The organism is Pseudomonas sp. UYEF17, from assembly GCF_040546125.1.
Taxonomy (GTDB): Bacteria; Pseudomonadota; Gammaproteobacteria; order Pseudomonadales; family Pseudomonadaceae; genus Aquipseudomonas; species Aquipseudomonas putida_Z.
Window position 1 is genome coordinate 36,019 of sequence record NZ_JBEPNE010000017.1, and the last position, 15,526, is coordinate 51,544.

Sequence of the window (15,526 nt, forward strand, 5' to 3'; positions counted from 1 at the left end):
CGAGACAACAACCATGAACATGCAGACCCTTCACACCAGCACCCCCGTGGTCACTGATCTGCGCGTGATCCCCGTCGCCGGGCACGACAGCATGCTGCTCAACCTCAGTGGTGCCCATGGCCCGTTCTTCACCCGCAACGTGGTGGTGCTGCGTGACAGCGCCGGCAATACCGGGTTGGGCGAGGTGCCGGGCGGCGAGAAGATCCGCCAGACACTGGAGGACGCCCGCAGCCTGGTGGTCGGCCAGCCGATCGGTCATTACCAGCGCGTGCTCAATGCCATGCGCCAGACCTTCGCCAACCGTGACTCGGCTGGTCGCGGCCTGCAGACCTTCGACCTGCGCATCACCGTGCATGCGGTGACGGCCATCGAGTCGGCGCTGCTCGACCTGCTCGGCCAGCACCTGAACGTGCCGATGGCGGCACTGCTGGGCGAGGGGCAGCAGCGCGAGGCGGTGAAGATGCTCGGTTACCTGTTCTACATCGGCGACCGCCAGCAGACCGACCTGGCTTACCGCAACGAAGCCGATGCCGAGGACGACTGGTTCCGCCTGCGCCACGAAAAGGCCCTGACCCCGGACGCGGTGGTGCGCCTGGCCGAGGCCGCCAAGGCGCGCTATGGTTTCAGCGACTTCAAGCTCAAGGGCGGGGTGTTGCGCGGCGAGGAGGAGATGGAAGCGGTAACGGCGCTGGCCGAACGTTTCCCCGAAGCCCGCATCACCCTCGACCCGAATGGTGCCTGGTCATTGAAGGAGGCCATTGCCCTGTGCCGCGACAAGCACGATGTGCTGGCCTACGCCGAAGACCCGTGCGGTGCCGAGAACGGCTATTCGGGCCGTGAGGTGATGGCCGAGTTCCGCCGTGCCACCGGCCTGCCCACCGCCACCAACATGATCGCTACCGACTGGCGGCAGATGGGCCATGCGATCCAGTTGCAGTCGGTGGACATTCCGCTGGCCGACCCGCACTTCTGGACCTTGCAGGGTTCGGTACGGGTGGCGCAGATGTGCAACGACTGGGGGCTGACCTGGGGTTCGCATTCCAACAACCACTTCGACATCTCGCTGGCAATGTTCACCCAGGTGGCGGCTGCGGCGCCGGGTGAAATCACTGCGATCGACACCCACTGGATCTGGCAGGACGGCCAGCGCCTGACCCGCGAACCACTGCGCATCGTCGACGGGCATGTGCACGTGCCGGCGCGGCCGGGGCTTGGGGTGGAGCTGGATGAAGACCAGTTGGCCAAGGCGCATGAGTGCTACCGCAACATGGGGTTGGGCGCGCGGGATGACAGCGTGGCAATGCAGTTCCTGATTCCGGGGTGGAGCTTCGATAACAAGCGGCCTTGCCTGGTGCGTTGAGGCTGCTGGCCCTTTCGCGGGCTTGCCCGCTCCCACAGGTACTGCATCAGGCTCCAGGCCTGCATTTATCCTGTGGGAGCGGGCAAGCCCGCGAAGAGGCAGGCACAAATCAACCTGCTTCGAAAAACTTCCGCGCCATTGCCACGAATGCCCCCAGCACCGGGTTAGGGTTATCCCGGCAGAACGCCAGGAAAATCTCCGCCTGCTGCTCCATCCCCACCAATGGCTTGAACACCACCTGCTCCAGCCGCAATGCCTGCGCCGAGGCCGGCACCACCGCGCAGCCCAGCCCCACATTGACCAGCCCCAGTATCGAGTGAGTCTGCCCCAGTTGGTGCAGGTACCGCGGCTGCACCTCATGCCGGGCAAACAGGTTGGCGATGCGGTCATGGAAATAGCGCCCTTCGTTGGCGCTGTACATCACGAACGGTTGTTCATCGAAATCGCTCGGCCTGAGCCGCTCACGTGCCACCAGCGCATGGCCGGCGGGCAGAGCGGCGATGAAGGGTTCGCGGTGGATCGGCAGATACTCCACACGCGCGCTGGGCAGCACCTGGCGCACCAGGCCAACATCGATCAGCCCTGCCTCCAGGTCATGCACCTGGGTGCTGGAGACGCGTTCACTGAGCACCAGTTCGATGTCCGGCAGCGCCTGCCCGGCATGCACCAGCAAGCGCGGGATCATGCTGTAGGCACCTACTGCAGTGAAACCCAGGGTCAACCGGCCCGCTTCGCCATGAGCGATGCGCCGCGCCGACTGGCTGGCCGTCTCGGCGATCTGCAGGATGCGACGGGCGTCTTCGAGAAAGCTCTGGCCCGCCAGGGTCAGCCGCGCCTGGCGGTTGTTACGCTCGAGCAGCAACACGCCGAGGGCATGTTCCAGCAACTGGATCTGCCGGCTCAAGGGCGGTTGGGTCATGTGCAGGCGGGTGGCGGCGCGGCCGAAATGCAGCTCTTCGGCCACGGCCACGAAACAGCGCAGCTGATGCAGCTCCATGATTCAATTCCTGAATTATTCGATCCAGCATCTATATTAGACCTGTATCAAATGCCGGCCTAGCATCGGGTCATGTCTTCGAACTGCCGGATGCCCACCATGAACGAAAACCCCATCGAAGTGCTGTTGACCCAGCCAGTACCAGAGGCCATCGACGCCCGGCTGGTCAGCGCCTATCGGGTACATCGCCTGTATCAGCATTCCAACCCGCAACAGTTGCTCGACGAAGCCGGCCCGCGCATTCGTGGTGTGGTTACAGGCGGTGCCAAGGGCCTGTCCAATGAGCTGATGGAGCAACTGCCCGCGCTGGAGATCATCGCCATCAGCGGCATCGGCACCGATGCCGTGGACCTGCGCCATGCGGCCAGCCGCGGCATCCATGTCACCACTACGCCGGGCGTGCTCACCGCCGATGTGGCCGACATGGCCATGGGCTTGATCATCGGTACCTTGCGCCGCCTGGGCGAGGGCGAGCGGCTGGTGCGTGATGGCTTGTGGGGCAAGGTCGACCTGCCATTGGCGCGCAAGGTCAGCGGTATCGAACTGGGCATCGTCGGGCTTGGTGAGGTGGGCAAGGCTATCGCTCGGCGTGCCGCTGCATTCGACATGCGCATTGCCTACAACGGGCGGCGCGAGCAACCAGAAACCGGCTACCGCTATGAGGCCGACCTGGTCGAGCTGGCGCGTTCGGTGGATGTGCTGGTGGTCTCCGCTGCCGCCGATGGCGGCCAGGTGCTGGTGACGGCCGAGGTGCTCGATGCACTGGGGCCGGAGGGGTACCTGGTCAATGTAGCGCGCGGCAAGTTGGTGGATGAGGACGCGCTGGTCGAGGCGTTGCGCGAACAGCGCATTGCCGGTGCCGGGCTGGATGTGTTCGTCGACGAGCCGCATGTGCCGCCGGCGCTGCGTGACCTGAACCAGGTCGTTCTGCAGCCGCATCGAGGCAGCGCCACGCTGCAAACCCGGCTGGAAATGGGGCAGATGGTTTTATCGAATCTCGCTGCTTGCTTCCGCGGCGAGGTTCCCCCGAATTGCGCGTAGGCCCCATCGCCGGCAAGCCGGCTCCCACAGGGCCAGCGCATGCCTTGAGCACTGCACTGACCCTGTGGGAGCGGCTTTAGCCGCGAAGAGGCCGGCACAGGCAACACAAGGCCCCGAGGGCCACACCTTCTCCGCACAAGAACAATCGCTTCCACCGAGAAGCAAGAGGGTCCACATGAACAGCAAATCCGCCGTCGCCGCACCGCAGGCCGTGGCCGGGATCGGTCGCCATCGCTTCCTGGTCCTGGCACTGATCTTCGTCATCACCGTCATCAACTACGCCGACCGCGCCACCCTGTCGATTACCGGCACCGAGGTGCTCAAGGACCTCGGCCTGGACCCGGTCATGCTGGGCATGATCTTCTCTGCTTTCGCCTGGGCCTACGCCCTGGGCCAGGTACCTGGCGGCTGGTTGCTCGACCGCTTCGGCGCTCGCCGGGTCTACGGCATCAGCCTGATCCTCTGGTCGCTGTTCACCCTGCTGCAAGGGACCGTGGGCTGGATGGGCCTGGCTGGTGTGTCCGCCGCCGTGGCGCTGTTCTCCATGCGGTTCATGCTGGGCCTGGTGGAGTCGCCGGCCTTCCCGGCCAACTCGCGCATCGTCAGTTGCTGGTTCCCCACCCGCGAGCGCGGCACCGCCTCGGCACTGTTCAACTCGGCGCAGTACATGGCCGTGGTGGTGTTCGCACCGTTGATGGCGTGGATGACCCATGCGCTGAGCTGGGAGCAGGTGTTCATCTGGATGGGCGTGCTGGGGCTGGCGCTGAGCGTGGTGTGGTTCCGCTTGTACCACGAGCCGCACAGTGCGCCGGGGCTGAGCCCCGAAGAGCTGGACTACATGCGTGAAGGCGGCGCCCTGGTCGACCTGGAAAAGGAACGCAAGACCGCCAAGAACAAACCGACCCGGGCCGAGCTTGCGCAACTGTTCACCAGCCGTAACCTGTGGGCGGTGTACCTGGGCCAGTACTGCATCACCGCGCTCACCTACTTCTTCATCACCTGGTTCCCGATCTACCTGATCAAGGGCCGTGGCATGACCATCATGGAGGCCGGCTGGGTGGCCGCGTTGCCGGCAATCTGCGGTTTTAGCGGTGGCATTCTCGGTGGCTTCGTGTCCGACTGGCTGATCCGCCGTGGCGTGCACCCGTCCAGGGCGCGCAAGACCCCGTTCATCATCGGCATGGGGCTGTCCACCAGCCTGGTGCTGGCCAACTATGTGGACGGCAATGCCGCAGTGATCGCCCTGATGACCCTGGCCTTCTTCGGCAAAGGCCTGGCGGCGGTGGGCTGGGCGGTGTTGTCGGATGTGGCGCCGAAGAAGATGGTTGGCCTGTGCGGTGGCGTGTTCAACGGCATCGGCAACATCGCCGGTATCGTCACCCCGTTGGTGATCGGTTATGTGGTGGCCAGCACCGGCTCGTTCCACAACGCACTCTGGTTCGTGGCCGCCCATGGCGTGCTGGGGATCCTCGCTTACCTGTTGCTGGCCCGACGCTTCGAGCGTACCGGGCAGGCGTAGGCAGACGCCTGGCAACAGAGGCCCCGGGAGACCGGGGCTTTTTTGTGGCTGGCAGAAAGGGCCAGTACAGCCACAAACACACCCAAATGAAAAACAAAAGCTCCAGACGGCCTGGTGACGCGATCGGGCATGCGATTCGCGACATCTGGCGTTCATGGAAATGCCCTGTCGTGATCGAACAGTTCCGGGGCGTTCTCGTGTAATTTCCCACAGCCCTGCGGGGCTTAAATGAAGCCCGACCTGCACTGACACGTTGCTCTGTGACGCGTGCCAAATATCAACAACAGAGCGCGAGTAACGTGTCGACTTATTGATTTCAAAGGAGATATTTTCGCCTACACCTGCCCGTCCATCCTTGTGTCAGCAAAAAGAGAACAACATCAATGAACACCGTGGGATCTGATGGCAACCTTGCACAAGGTTTCAAGCCACGTCATGTAACGATGCTGTCCATCGCCGGCATCATCGGCGCCGGACTTTTCGTCGGCTCTGGCCACGCCATCGCGGCAGCCGGGCCAGCTACCATAATTTCCTATTTCGTGGCCGGGACCCTGGTGGTACTGGTCATGCGCATGCTCGGCGAAATGGCCGTGGCACACCCGGACACCGGATCGTTTTCCACCTACGCCGAGCAGGCCATCGGCCGCTGGGCCGGCTACACCATCGGCTGGCTGTACTGGTGGTTCTGGGTATTGGTAATCCCGATCGAAGCACTGGCCGCCGGGCATGTGCTGAACGCCTGGTTCCCGCAGGTGGACAGCTGGATATTCGCCCTGGCTTCGGTGCTGCTGCTGGCTGGTACCAACCTGTTCAGCGTGGCCAAATACGGTGAGTTCGAGTTCTGGTTCGCCATCCTCAAGGTCACGGCCATTCTCGGTTTCATCGGCCTGGGTTTCGCCGCACTGATGGGCTGGCTACCCAACCGCGAGGTCAGCGGCCTGAGCGGCTTGATGGCCGAGCACGGCGGCTTCGCGCCGAAGGGCTGGTCGGCCGTGGTGGGTGCGTTCATCACCGTGATGTTCAGTTTCATCGGCACCGAAGCGGTGACCATCGCCGCGTCCGAATCCAGCGACCCGTCGCGCAACATCGCCAAGGCCACTCGCTCGGTGATCTGGCGCATCAGCACCTTCTACATCCTGTCGATCTTCGTGATCATTTCGGTGGTGCCGTGGAACGACCCGCAGCTGGCGGTGGTGGGCTCCTACCAGCGTGCGCTGGAGATCATGAACATCCCCAACGCGGCCTTCATGGTCGACCTGGTGGTGCTGGTGGCAGTGACCAGCTGCATGAACTCTTCGATCTACATTGCCTCGCGGATGATGTACTCGCTGGCCAAGCGCGGTGACGCACCGGCCATGCTCAACAAGACCTCCAAGGTCGGTGTGCCACGCGCTGCGGTATTCGGCAGCACGCTGATCGGCGCGGCCATTGCCATCCTCAACTACTTCGCGCCGAAGGGCGTGTTCGAGTTCCTGCTGGCCAGCTCCGGCGCCATTGCCTTGCTGGTGTACATGGTCATCGCCATTTCGCAGCTGCGCATGCGCCGCCGCCTGGAGCGGGAAAACACCGAGCTGAAGTTCCGCATGTGGCTGTTCCCGTACCTGACCTGGGCGGTGATCCTGTTCATTGGCGGGGCACTGGCGGTCATGATGTTCACGCCTGAACACCGGGCAGAGGTGAGTTCGACATTGGGCCTGGCGATCGTGATTTCCTTCCTGGGGATCGTGACCACGCGGGGCAATGCGCAACCTGTGGGGGTGCGTTCGATGGGGTGATTGAGTTCACCTGGTGGTAGGGCAAAGGGCACCAGTGGATGGGTGCCCTTTGTTTTTTTGAAACACTTGTTCGGTGTCGTTGATGGTCGAACGGCTACTCCCCGGGCGTAGACTCCCTTTCGAATTCATAAAGGGAGTCGATGCATGAGCGCAGAACAACAAGACCTACAAGCGCCGCCGGCCCTTCCTTTGGTAAAGGATGACCGTTTTGAGGAAGTGCTGGCGTTGATTCAAGGCGCCAGGCAGCGGGTGGTGCAGGCGGTCAATACTCAACTGATCGAGTTGTACTGGCAGGTTGGTGCCTACATCAGTCGCAAACTGGAGCAGGCGGAGTGGGGTGATTCGGTGGTCAGCCAGCTGGCTGTGCATCTTGCTCGAACGCAGCCTGGATTGCGCGGGTTCACTCGTGCGAATTTGTTCCGGATGCGTCAGTTCTACGATTCATATCGAGGTGATGAGAAAGTCGCACCACTGGTGCGACAATTGTCTTGGAGCCACAACCTCATCATTCTGGGACAGTGCAAGCAGCGCGATGAGCGCGAGTTTTATGTGCGCATGGCTGTTCAGGAGCGCTGGTCAAGGCGTGAGCTCGAGCGTCAACTGAAAGCCGCATTGTATGAACGCAGCATCGCTAGCCCGGCAAAAGTTTCAGCGGCGCTGAGGCAGAATTATCCGGCGGCCATGGATGTTTTCCGAGATGCCTACATGGTCGAGTTCCTTGGCCTGCCTGGGGACCATGCTGAAGCTGACCTGCATTGCGCACTGATGGAGCGGCTCAAACAGTTCCTGAGCGAACTGGGCCGGGATTTCTGCTTCGTCGGCTCTCAATATCCGCTTCAGGTTGGCGGCCGGGATTTCGCACTGGACTTGCTGTTCTTCCACCGTGGCCTCAACTGCCTGGTAGCGATCGAACTGAAGGTTGGTCGCTTCGAGCCCGAGTACCTGGGCAAGCTCGATTTTTATCTGGAGGCGCTGGATCGCAATGAGCGTAAGCCTCATGAAAACCCTGCCATCGGCGTGTTGTTATGCGCCAGCAGGGACGACGAGGTGGTCGAGTACGCACTTAATCGCAGTTTGTCTCCAGCTCTGATAGCGGAGTATCAAACGCGCTTGCCGGACAAGGCACTGCTACAAGCCAAGCTGCATGAGTTCTATGCCTTGGGCGCTGCTGAGGAACAGGGCGCTTGAGCACCCATCAAATGCCGCACTTCACGCTTTCCACATAACGCATCACCGCCGGCGCTTTCTCGAAGCGCCGGTGGATCAGGCTAAGCCACGAGCTGGCCTGGCTGTCGACAATACGCCGGTAGTTCACCTGCGGCAGGCTGATGCGTTGCACCACCGACTCTGGCACCACTGCGATGCCTTGGCCGAGTGACACCAGGGTGATCACCGCCACCAGGCTGCCTGGTTGGGGGCCGAGCCTCGGGACGAAACCACCTTGTGCGGCCACCTCCAGCGTGCCGGAGATCTGTTCGGGCAGGATGAAGGTTTCATTGGCCAGGCGCGAGGCCGGGATCTGCGGCACTTCATTTATCCGCGAGCTGGCGGGCAGGGCGAGCACGAAACCTTCCTGGTGCAAGGCGATGGCTTCGAGCTCCTCGGGCAGCTCCATCGGTGAGCGCACATAGGCAAGGTCGAGCAGGCCGTCGCGGACCATGCCGGGCAGTTCGGCCATGGGCAGTTCGCGAATGTTCAGGCGTACGCCGGGGCAGGTTTCGTTATAGCGGCTGACTTGCTGCTGGAGCATGCCCGAGTACGCGGCCGAGGCCACATAGCCTAGTTCGATGCGTCCGCTTTCGCCTCGGGCCGCCCGTTGCGCGCCCAGTTGTGCAGCATCGAACTGGCGCACGGCATGCTCGGCCTCGACCAACAGCGCCTGGCCCGCTGCGGTGAGGTTGACCTCGCGCTGGTTGCGTTCGAACAGGCGCACGCCCAGTTCGCGCTCCATGTCCTGGATCTGCCGGCTGAGGGTGGGCGGGGCGATGCCCAGCTGTTCGGCGGCACGGGTGAAATGACCGTGGCGGGCGACGCAGAGGAAGTAGCGGAAATGGCGGATTTCCATGGGTGTTACCTGCAGGGTAATGACGCGGGCCGCCGGGGCTAACAAGCCTGGGGGCTGGTGGCGTTATGGTGAGGCCAACACTACAAGGCTGATGGCTTGGCGGCAAAGGCTGCCTGGGAATTGCAGGGGACCGCTTTGCGGTCCATCGCAGGCAAGCCAGCTCCTACAGGTATTGCGCAATCCTTGAAGGCGGTGCGGTCCCTGTAGGAGCTGGCTTGCCTGCGATGGGCTGCAAGGCAGCCCCGGCGATTTGACCAACCAGCCCTGCATCCGGAGCCTCACCATGCCCTCTGCGCGTTTTACCCTGCTCACCGCCTCCCTGGTCTGCGCCCTGATCATCCTCGACACCAACATCGTCGCGGTCAGCCTGCCCAGCATCGCCCGCGACCTGTCCGGCTCGTTCGCCGATATCGAATGGGTGGTCAGCGCCTACCTGCTGGCCTTTGCCGCCTGCCTGCTGCCCGCTGGCAGCCTGGCCGACCGCTTTGGCCGCCGCCGCATGCTGCTGCTCGGCCTGGCCCTGTTCGGCATCGCCTCGCTGGCCTGTGGCGCGGCGCCCAACCTGCTGTTCCTCGACCTGGCCAGGGCAGCCAAGGGCGTTGGCGCGGCGCTGCTGCTGACCTCGGCACTGGCCGCGATCGGCAACCGCTTCCACCAACCCCAGGAACGCATGCGCGCCTGGGCCTTCTGGGGCGCCTGCATGGGCGCCACCATCACCTTTGCGCCGCTGCTCGGCGGGTTGATCGCCGGCACCCTTGGCTGGCGCTGGATCTTCTACATCAACCTGCCGTTGGTGGCAGTGCTCGCAGTGATGGTGCTGCGCAGTGTCGACGAGTCCCGTGACAGCACTGCGGCCCGGCTCGACCCATGGGGCAGCCTGACTTTCGCCGGCAGCCTGGGTTACCTGATCTGGGCAATGATCGATGCCAACCAGGTGGGCTGGGGCAGTGCGCAAACCCTGGGACGGCTGGTGATCAGCGCCTTCCTGTTCGGCCTGTTCGTCATGGTCGAGCGCAGCCAGGAACGGCCGATGATCGACCTGCGGCTGATGCGCAGCGGCCGCTTCGTTGGTGCCTTGCTGGGCATGTTCGCCTACGCTGCCTGCGCCCAGGTAATGATGACCCTGCTGCCGCTTTACTTGCAGAACGGCCTGCAGCTGTCGGCCCTGGCCGCAGGGGCGGGCATGTTGCCGTTTGCCGTGGCCATGCTGCTGACGCCACGCCTGGGCATGCGCCTGGCTGCACACTTGAGCCCGGCGCAGGTGTTCGCACTCGGCCTGGTATTGGTCGGGGCGGGTAACCTGTTGTGTGCCTGGGCCACGCAGCAGGGGGGTTACGGTGCATTCGCCCTGGCCAGCCTGGTGCTAGGTGCTGGTGCCGGGCTGCTGAATGGCGATACGCAGAAGAACATCATGGCTTGCGTGCCGCGTGAGCGCACCGGCATGGCTTCGGGGCTGAGTACAACCACGCGGTTCGGGGCGATCGTGCTGGCCATCGGTGGGCTGGGTGGTGTGCTGGCTGCGCGAAGTGGGCAGTTGCTGTATGAGGCCATGGCTGCCGTGGCGCCTGGGCAATCGGGCCAGGTTGCCGCAATGGTTACGCGGGTTGCCGCGGGTGATTTGCAGGCGGCGTTGGCGTTGCTTGAGCCCGGGTTGCGAGAAACGGTGGCACCCTTGGCCCGCCAGGCGTTCATCGGGGGCTTCGAAGCCGTGTTGCAGGTCGCTGGTGTGGCGGCGCTGCTGTTCGCGATGCTGGTCGGCGTGTTGCTGAGCCGGCCGCTGCCGGCCATGCCGGAGGTGTTGCTGGCCGAGGGGCAATCATGAAGCGTGCGGCGGGGCACCACGACACAGCGACTGGGGGCATCGAGCCCCTCGTCGCGACATTCGACAATCAGTCATTCAACAGCCATGGCTTCAATTCCTTGAGGTTGCTCACCACCAATTGCTGCGCCTCGGGAAGTACTGCCAGGTTGCGGTGGTCGATCTGGTAACGCTGCAACACGTACTTCACCAGCGCCCTGCGGCTGGGCACCACCAGTTGCCCCTGCGTCATGCCGAAGTCGGTTTCGATGATTGCCTTCTGCGCCGCGTTCAATCGCCCGTCAGGTTCGAAGATGACCGGCACCTCGACATTCCAGTCTTCATCCTGCTCGCGGGTGTTCGGCGATTGGTCGAGCAAGTCTGGCTGCCCACGCAGGCGGCTGAGGACGAAGTCGCGATACTGGCCGTTCTTTTCGCAGTAAGCCCTCACGTGCCAGCGCATGCCGGTGTAGACCAGCGTGTGCGGGGCGATTAGGCGCACCTCCACGTTGGGGGTGTTGAAGGACACGTATTCGGTTTCCAGGCGCAAACCTTCACGGCAGGCCTTGAGCAAGGGGCGCAGCACTTCCGGGCGAATAGGCCGGTCCGGCACTTCCAGCACCCGGGTATGCGCATAGGCCAGTGCCAGCCCGTCGATGTGCGGGGCCCGCTCATTGTTCTGATAAAGCAGGTGCAGGTAGGCGCTGGCGCTGTCGTCGATGAACAGCGGCTTGAACTGCTTGCTTGGTACATAGCCCTTGAGCTGCTTGTCATATGTCAAGTTTTTGGGCGCATGTTCGGTGATGTAGGTATTGATGTCCTTCGACGCCTGCTGGCGGCTGATGCCAAAGCTCTGCATCAGGTGGCCCGTGGTCAACCGGCCTTCCCACCAGGCAACGGTCTCGATCAAGCGATAGCGAAGTGCCAGGTCCCAGCGTACCTGCTCGATGGATTGCCTGCGTTTCATACCCTCTCCATGTGCGCGATTACTTTACCTGTATAAGTCTACATTCTAGATCTGTCGCCAAACACTACATATCGTGTTCCTGTCTTCGAAATAAATTGAAGTCACGAAAGGAAGTGGACATGACCATGTCTGAAGCGGTTTCAACAGGAGCGTTGGTGTTGATCGGGGTGATCCTGGTGGTGCTCCTGATGCAGTACCTGCGGTTGCGAGAAATCTGGCACCTGGTTTTCGCTTGCCGCCAGGACGCGCGTTGGGCGCGGATATGGGAGATGGAAAACCGGGAGCTACGTGCAGCACAGCGTGCCGACAAAGCGCACATCGCACAGCTGCAAAGCAAGCTGGTGCTTTTGCAGAACCTGGTCTCTGCAGAAGAGTGACAAGGGAAGACATGAACAGACTTGAACGGATCAAAGGCTGCCTGCTGGGTGGCGCAGTGGGAGACGCGCTTGGCGCCCCCGTGGAGTTTCTCGAGTGGCCTGTGATCAAGGCCAGGTTCGGCGCGCAGGGCATCATTGATCTTGCCCCGGCCTACGGCATCACCGGTGCGATCAGCGACGATACACAGATGATGCTGTTCACCGCTGAAGGTTTGCTGCGGGCTTATGTGCTAGGGAGTTCACGGCAGCCCTGTCATGTTCCCAGCATTATTCATCACGCGTTGCTGCGCTGGCTGATGACACAGGATTACCCCTCGACGATACCGGTGACCACGGATGGCTGGCTGATCAAGCACGTGGAGCTCTGGTCGCGCCGTGCCCCCGACGCAACTTGCCTGAATGCGCTCAAGAGCAGCGGGCGGCTGGGTGCGGTTGCCGAAAACAACAGCAAGGGCTGCGGTGCCCTGGTACGGGTTGCACCCTGTGCATTCTTTGCCCATGCATTTGACTACGCAGCGCAGTCCGGTCGACTGACGCACGGGCATCCGACCGGTTACCTGGCGGCAGGGCTGTTCGCCGACGTTCTCCAGCGCGTTGTCGATCGACAAGATAGCGTGGAGCACGCTGTGACTCAGAGCCTGGCCAGGTACGGGCAGGTGCCTGGCATGGAGGAAACGCGCAGCCTGATCGAGCGCGTGCTGTTCTTCTATTACGAGGGCTATGCACCCACCCCGCAACGCATTGACGATTTTGGCGCTGCTTGGGTCGCAGACCAGGTACTGGCGGTTGGGTTGTGGTGTGCGCTGACAGCTCGGTCGCTCGAGGAAGGGGTAGCCATGGCGGTGAATCACAGCGGCGACAGTAGCAGTACCGGGTTGGTCGCCGGGCACTTGCTGGGTGCGCAACATGGTGCTGCCGCTATTCCTGGCCGCTGGCTCGAGCGCTTGGAACTGCACCAGGTGATTGCGCAGGTAGCCGAAGATATCGAGCGCATTCCGCGGGAGTATTGTGGGGTTGGCGGGGAGTTCGATCAGCAGATCGAACTGGCTTATCCGGGTAGTTGAACGCGATGTTCCACTCCCCGACTTCGGGGTAAGTTGCCCCAATAATGAGCGCGATACCCCAGCAGTATTCGCGCCCCGATTAGCTGAAGGTTTTGAGCGTTGAACAATGTTTGCCCAGATGGCCAAAGCCACGCAGAGCGTCCCCCTGTCCCCGATCACTGCGTACCGACCCTAGCGGCATATGTTCATGCGTTGGTGCTGACGGTATGGATCGACAACGCCTGCCATATGGCCAGGCTGGAGGACGCGCTATATCGATTAGCCCTTGGCGTCATTGGCTGGCTTGGCTTTGCTTTCAGCTACAGCGGCTTCTGCTTTCTGTTTCTCTGCGAGCTGGAAGGCCTGCATCGAGGCTTTGCGGGCTGACTCCATGCGTGCAAAGGTCCGATCACCACCGCCGGAGGCCATCGCCAGAGTAGAAGCGGTCAGGGCGGCGGCAACGAAGAGAACTTTCATGGTTTTCATCTGGATATCCTCAAGTAAAACTTTGTGAACTGCTCAGCATGACACCCTGCACTGTTTGGCTAGAGTGTGCTGTTGTTGGCTGTAATTGAATTTCTGCTATTTCTGGTCATTAACTTGCAGGGTTAGGCTGTCAAGATAATGGTGTTTCTCGCGAATGAACTTTTAATCATTCGCTCATGTCCGTTTTCGAGTGATGGAAACATCATTCGCACTGAATGCGTACGAGGTTTGACTTCCGTTTCTGGGGGGCTTTAACGTTGGGCGGATCAGGCCACGCCAGTAGGGGCTGCGGGGCTTCCACCCCATTCGAGGAAGCGGATCTTGTGAATCTCGCCCTTGCTGTCTTCATAAACTACGGTTACCGGTACCACACCGGTCTTGTCGGTTGTATCGGTGCGTTGCAATACGCGTTTCACATCGATGTTCATCCCGTAGTGGTATTCGATGGCGGAGATATGCGCGCCGGGTTCTTGCAGGCTGTTATGGTCAAAGACACTTGGTGCGAGACTGGAAATCACGGCACTTACAATTGTGGCCATGCTCATAAGGCTGTACCTCTAATGAAGTTCGCTTGACAAGGACCTAATCTGACACGCCGAGAAAGTGAAGTTCATTTCACCACGACGAACGCGCTTGGCTGAAACGCCAGTAGTGGCAAAAAACTCCCAGCAATTCCCCGTGCCTGACACATTTCGACCATTCGTCCTTTGACCCCCGTATCTGTTGGGCGAAGTCCGTTTTTGAGGTTGGCCGAGCACGGGGAAGGGCAGTGCGGGGTTCAGCGCATCATGCCGAGTTCGGCATCATCCAGCAGTGCTTTGCCCAAGGCGCAGAGGTAGTGCGCGGCCCAGATCAGCTTCGGTTTGTCTTCCATCAGGCCGTCGATGGTCAGGTCCCGCGCGTAGCCCATCAGTTCCGAGGCTTGTTCACGGGCGTTCTGGCAGGGTATGCCGGGTTCGATGCGGAACAGTGGATGGGTCTGGTTTTCACCTTGGTAGAAGATGGTTTTACCGACTGTGCATTGGGTGTCTTCGTTGGCCATTGATCGATCTCCCTGGTAGTGATTCAGTGCACGGCTTGCGGGCCCGCTGGCTTGTGTATTTGCGCCAGCGCTGATTCGAGTAATTTGCGCAGGGCTTCAAGCTCGTGCATCGACGCCATGATCAACAATGACGCTGGCGATCGCGGCTGCATCAGCATTGCCTGCTGCGCTACGGCTTCTGCACAGAGCGCGTAGTCCGAGGCCAGCATGATGGTGTCTTCCAGGGAATGGAGATGGTGGGGTGGATCGGGGACTATCTTCAACATGATTGCTTCCATTTCAGGGCCGTCACCATCTGCTGTCAAACAGAGGGTGGCAGCTGTACGCGGGTTGACAGACCGGCGGAAACAACAAGTTCCGGCGCACGCAAGCGTGCCCGCACGTACAGCTGCCATAACGACGAGCCGTTTTGTTGTTTACCGTCGCGACCTGTCAAAGTCATGCCGTTGATGAGCAACGACCCACCGAGCCTAGAGCGCTGAAAAAACGACCGCAACGGAAAACAGGCGTTGGGAGTATCTTTGGGAAACGCCCTACACGGAAGGGATGAAATCTGATTTTGGGGCTCGCGCACCCCAAAAAGCAGGCACAAAAAAAGACGCCCGAGGGCGCCTTCTTCTTTGGAATTTGGTGGAGCCGGGGGGATTTGAACCCCCGTCCGCCAGTACTCCGCTGTCGGTACTACATGCTTAGCCGTGTCTACTGATTTAATCCGCAGCCGCCCGACGGGCAGGGTGCTTTGGATGAGTTGTGTAAGTTTTAGTCACTTCGCCCACAACGTGCTACGCGACGATCCTGTTCTGTATGACAATCAGTTCGGGTTTACAGGCATCCCCTAGTGATTGCTGGAGCCGAAGCTACCAGAAGCGTAGGTTTTTCTTACGCTGCGAGAGCGTAAGAGCCTTCCTCGCCGTAGTAAGTGTCATTGGCAACTATAAAAGTTGCAACAGTGGATTTACGAGTTCTGTTACCAACTCGGCATGCACCTAGAGTTTCGCTACCGGCGTCGAATCCTAATCGGCCCCACACTAGCTCTTGGCTAACGCACCTTACGGT

At 61.4% G+C, this 15,526-nt stretch carries 15 protein-coding genes and 1 other RNA gene; 8 read left to right on the top strand and 8 right to left on the bottom strand.

Features of this window, described 5'->3' with window-relative positions; all coding sequences use genetic code 11:
* Window positions 1–13: 13 nt before the first annotated feature.
* The gene (gene gudD, locus ABIB24_RS21335) at window positions 14–1,360 is read left to right on the top strand and encodes a glucarate dehydratase (RefSeq protein ID WP_015271908.1); all 1,347 of its coding nucleotides are present in this window, start codon (window positions 14–16) and stop codon (window positions 1,358–1,360) included.
* A gap of 109 nt (window positions 1,361–1,469) precedes the next feature.
* Here gudD and ABIB24_RS21340 read toward each other — a convergent pair whose 3' ends face one another.
* Complete coding sequence (locus ABIB24_RS21340) at window positions 1,470–2,357, bottom strand: LysR family transcriptional regulator (protein WP_354317144.1); 888 nt, start codon at window positions 2,355–2,357, stop codon at window positions 1,470–1,472.
* Between the two features lie 99 nt (window positions 2,358–2,456).
* Between ABIB24_RS21340 and ABIB24_RS21345 the strand changes: the two genes are divergently transcribed.
* From ABIB24_RS21345 to ABIB24_RS21360, 4 genes are all read left to right on the top strand, one after another.
* Window positions 2,457–3,398, top strand: a complete 942-nt coding sequence (locus ABIB24_RS21345) for a 2-hydroxyacid dehydrogenase (protein WP_354317146.1) — start codon at window positions 2,457–2,459, stop codon at window positions 3,396–3,398.
* 175 nt (window positions 3,399–3,573) lie between these two features.
* Window positions 3,574–4,917, top strand: a complete 1,344-nt coding sequence (locus ABIB24_RS21350) for an MFS transporter (RefSeq protein WP_137162458.1) — start codon at window positions 3,574–3,576, stop codon at window positions 4,915–4,917.
* Between the two features lie 383 nt (window positions 4,918–5,300).
* A complete protein-coding gene (gene gabP, locus ABIB24_RS21355) occupies window positions 5,301–6,692 on the top strand; it encodes a GABA permease (protein WP_075046444.1) in 1,392 nt (463 codons plus the stop codon).
* A 144-nt stretch (window positions 6,693–6,836) separates the two neighbouring features.
* Window positions 6,837–7,880 (top strand): PDDEXK nuclease domain-containing protein, encoded by a 1,044-nt coding sequence (locus tag ABIB24_RS21360; protein ID WP_274078617.1) that lies wholly within the window; start codon window positions 6,837–6,839, stop codon window positions 7,878–7,880.
* Window positions 7,881–7,887: 7 nt separating this feature from the next.
* Here ABIB24_RS21360 and ABIB24_RS21365 read toward each other — a convergent pair whose 3' ends face one another.
* On the bottom strand, window positions 7,888–8,757 hold the full coding sequence (locus tag ABIB24_RS21365) for a LysR family transcriptional regulator (RefSeq protein ID WP_274078618.1): 870 nt from the start codon (window positions 8,755–8,757) through the stop codon (window positions 7,888–7,890).
* A gap of 283 nt (window positions 8,758–9,040) precedes the next feature.
* Between ABIB24_RS21365 and ABIB24_RS21370 the strand changes: the two genes are divergently transcribed.
* Entirely contained in the window at window positions 9,041–10,579 is a 1,539-nt protein-coding gene (locus ABIB24_RS21370) for an MFS transporter (protein ID WP_137162456.1), read from the top strand.
* Window positions 10,580–10,646: 67 nt separating this feature from the next.
* Here ABIB24_RS21370 and ABIB24_RS21375 read toward each other — a convergent pair whose 3' ends face one another.
* On the bottom strand, window positions 10,647–11,522 hold the full coding sequence (locus tag ABIB24_RS21375) for a BrxR family helix-turn-helix transcriptional regulator (protein WP_274078619.1): 876 nt from the start codon (window positions 11,520–11,522) through the stop codon (window positions 10,647–10,649).
* Between the two features lie 119 nt (window positions 11,523–11,641).
* On the opposite strand from ABIB24_RS21375, the gene ABIB24_RS21380 reads away from it, so the two are divergent.
* Together ABIB24_RS21380 and ABIB24_RS21385 are read left to right on the top strand one after the other, a co-directional pair.
* On the top strand, window positions 11,642–11,899 hold the full coding sequence (locus tag ABIB24_RS21380; protein ID WP_025340722.1) for a hypothetical protein: 258 nt from the start codon (window positions 11,642–11,644) through the stop codon (window positions 11,897–11,899).
* 11 nt (window positions 11,900–11,910) lie between these two features.
* Complete coding sequence (locus tag ABIB24_RS21385; RefSeq protein WP_137164740.1) at window positions 11,911–12,963, top strand: ADP-ribosylglycohydrolase family protein; 1,053 nt, start codon at window positions 11,911–11,913, stop codon at window positions 12,961–12,963.
* 258 nt (window positions 12,964–13,221) lie between these two features.
* On the opposite strand, the gene ABIB24_RS21390 is transcribed toward ABIB24_RS21385, so the two are convergent.
* The 5 genes from ABIB24_RS21390 to ssrA form a co-directional block, all read right to left on the bottom strand.
* The gene (locus ABIB24_RS21390) at window positions 13,222–13,428 is read right to left on the bottom strand and encodes a co-regulatory protein PtrA N-terminal domain-containing protein (protein ID WP_061303556.1); all 207 of its coding nucleotides are present in this window, start codon (window positions 13,426–13,428) and stop codon (window positions 13,222–13,224) included.
* 266 nt (window positions 13,429–13,694) lie between these two features.
* Window positions 13,695–13,973, bottom strand: a complete 279-nt coding sequence (locus ABIB24_RS21395) for a DUF2790 domain-containing protein (protein WP_137162455.1) — start codon at window positions 13,971–13,973, stop codon at window positions 13,695–13,697.
* 233 nt (window positions 13,974–14,206) lie between these two features.
* Entirely contained in the window at window positions 14,207–14,470 is a 264-nt protein-coding gene (locus ABIB24_RS21400; RefSeq protein ID WP_025340716.1) for a DUF3077 domain-containing protein, read from the bottom strand.
* A 23-nt stretch (window positions 14,471–14,493) separates the two neighbouring features.
* Window positions 14,494–14,736 carry a hypothetical protein gene (locus tag ABIB24_RS21405; RefSeq protein ID WP_025340715.1) on the bottom strand — a complete coding sequence of 81 codons (243 nt, stop codon included), beginning with the start codon at window positions 14,734–14,736 and terminating at the stop codon, window positions 14,494–14,496.
* Between the two features lie 362 nt (window positions 14,737–15,098).
* Window positions 15,099–15,495: a transfer-messenger RNA gene (gene ssrA, locus ABIB24_RS21410) on the bottom strand.
* Between the last annotated feature and the right edge of the window lie 31 nt (window positions 15,496–15,526).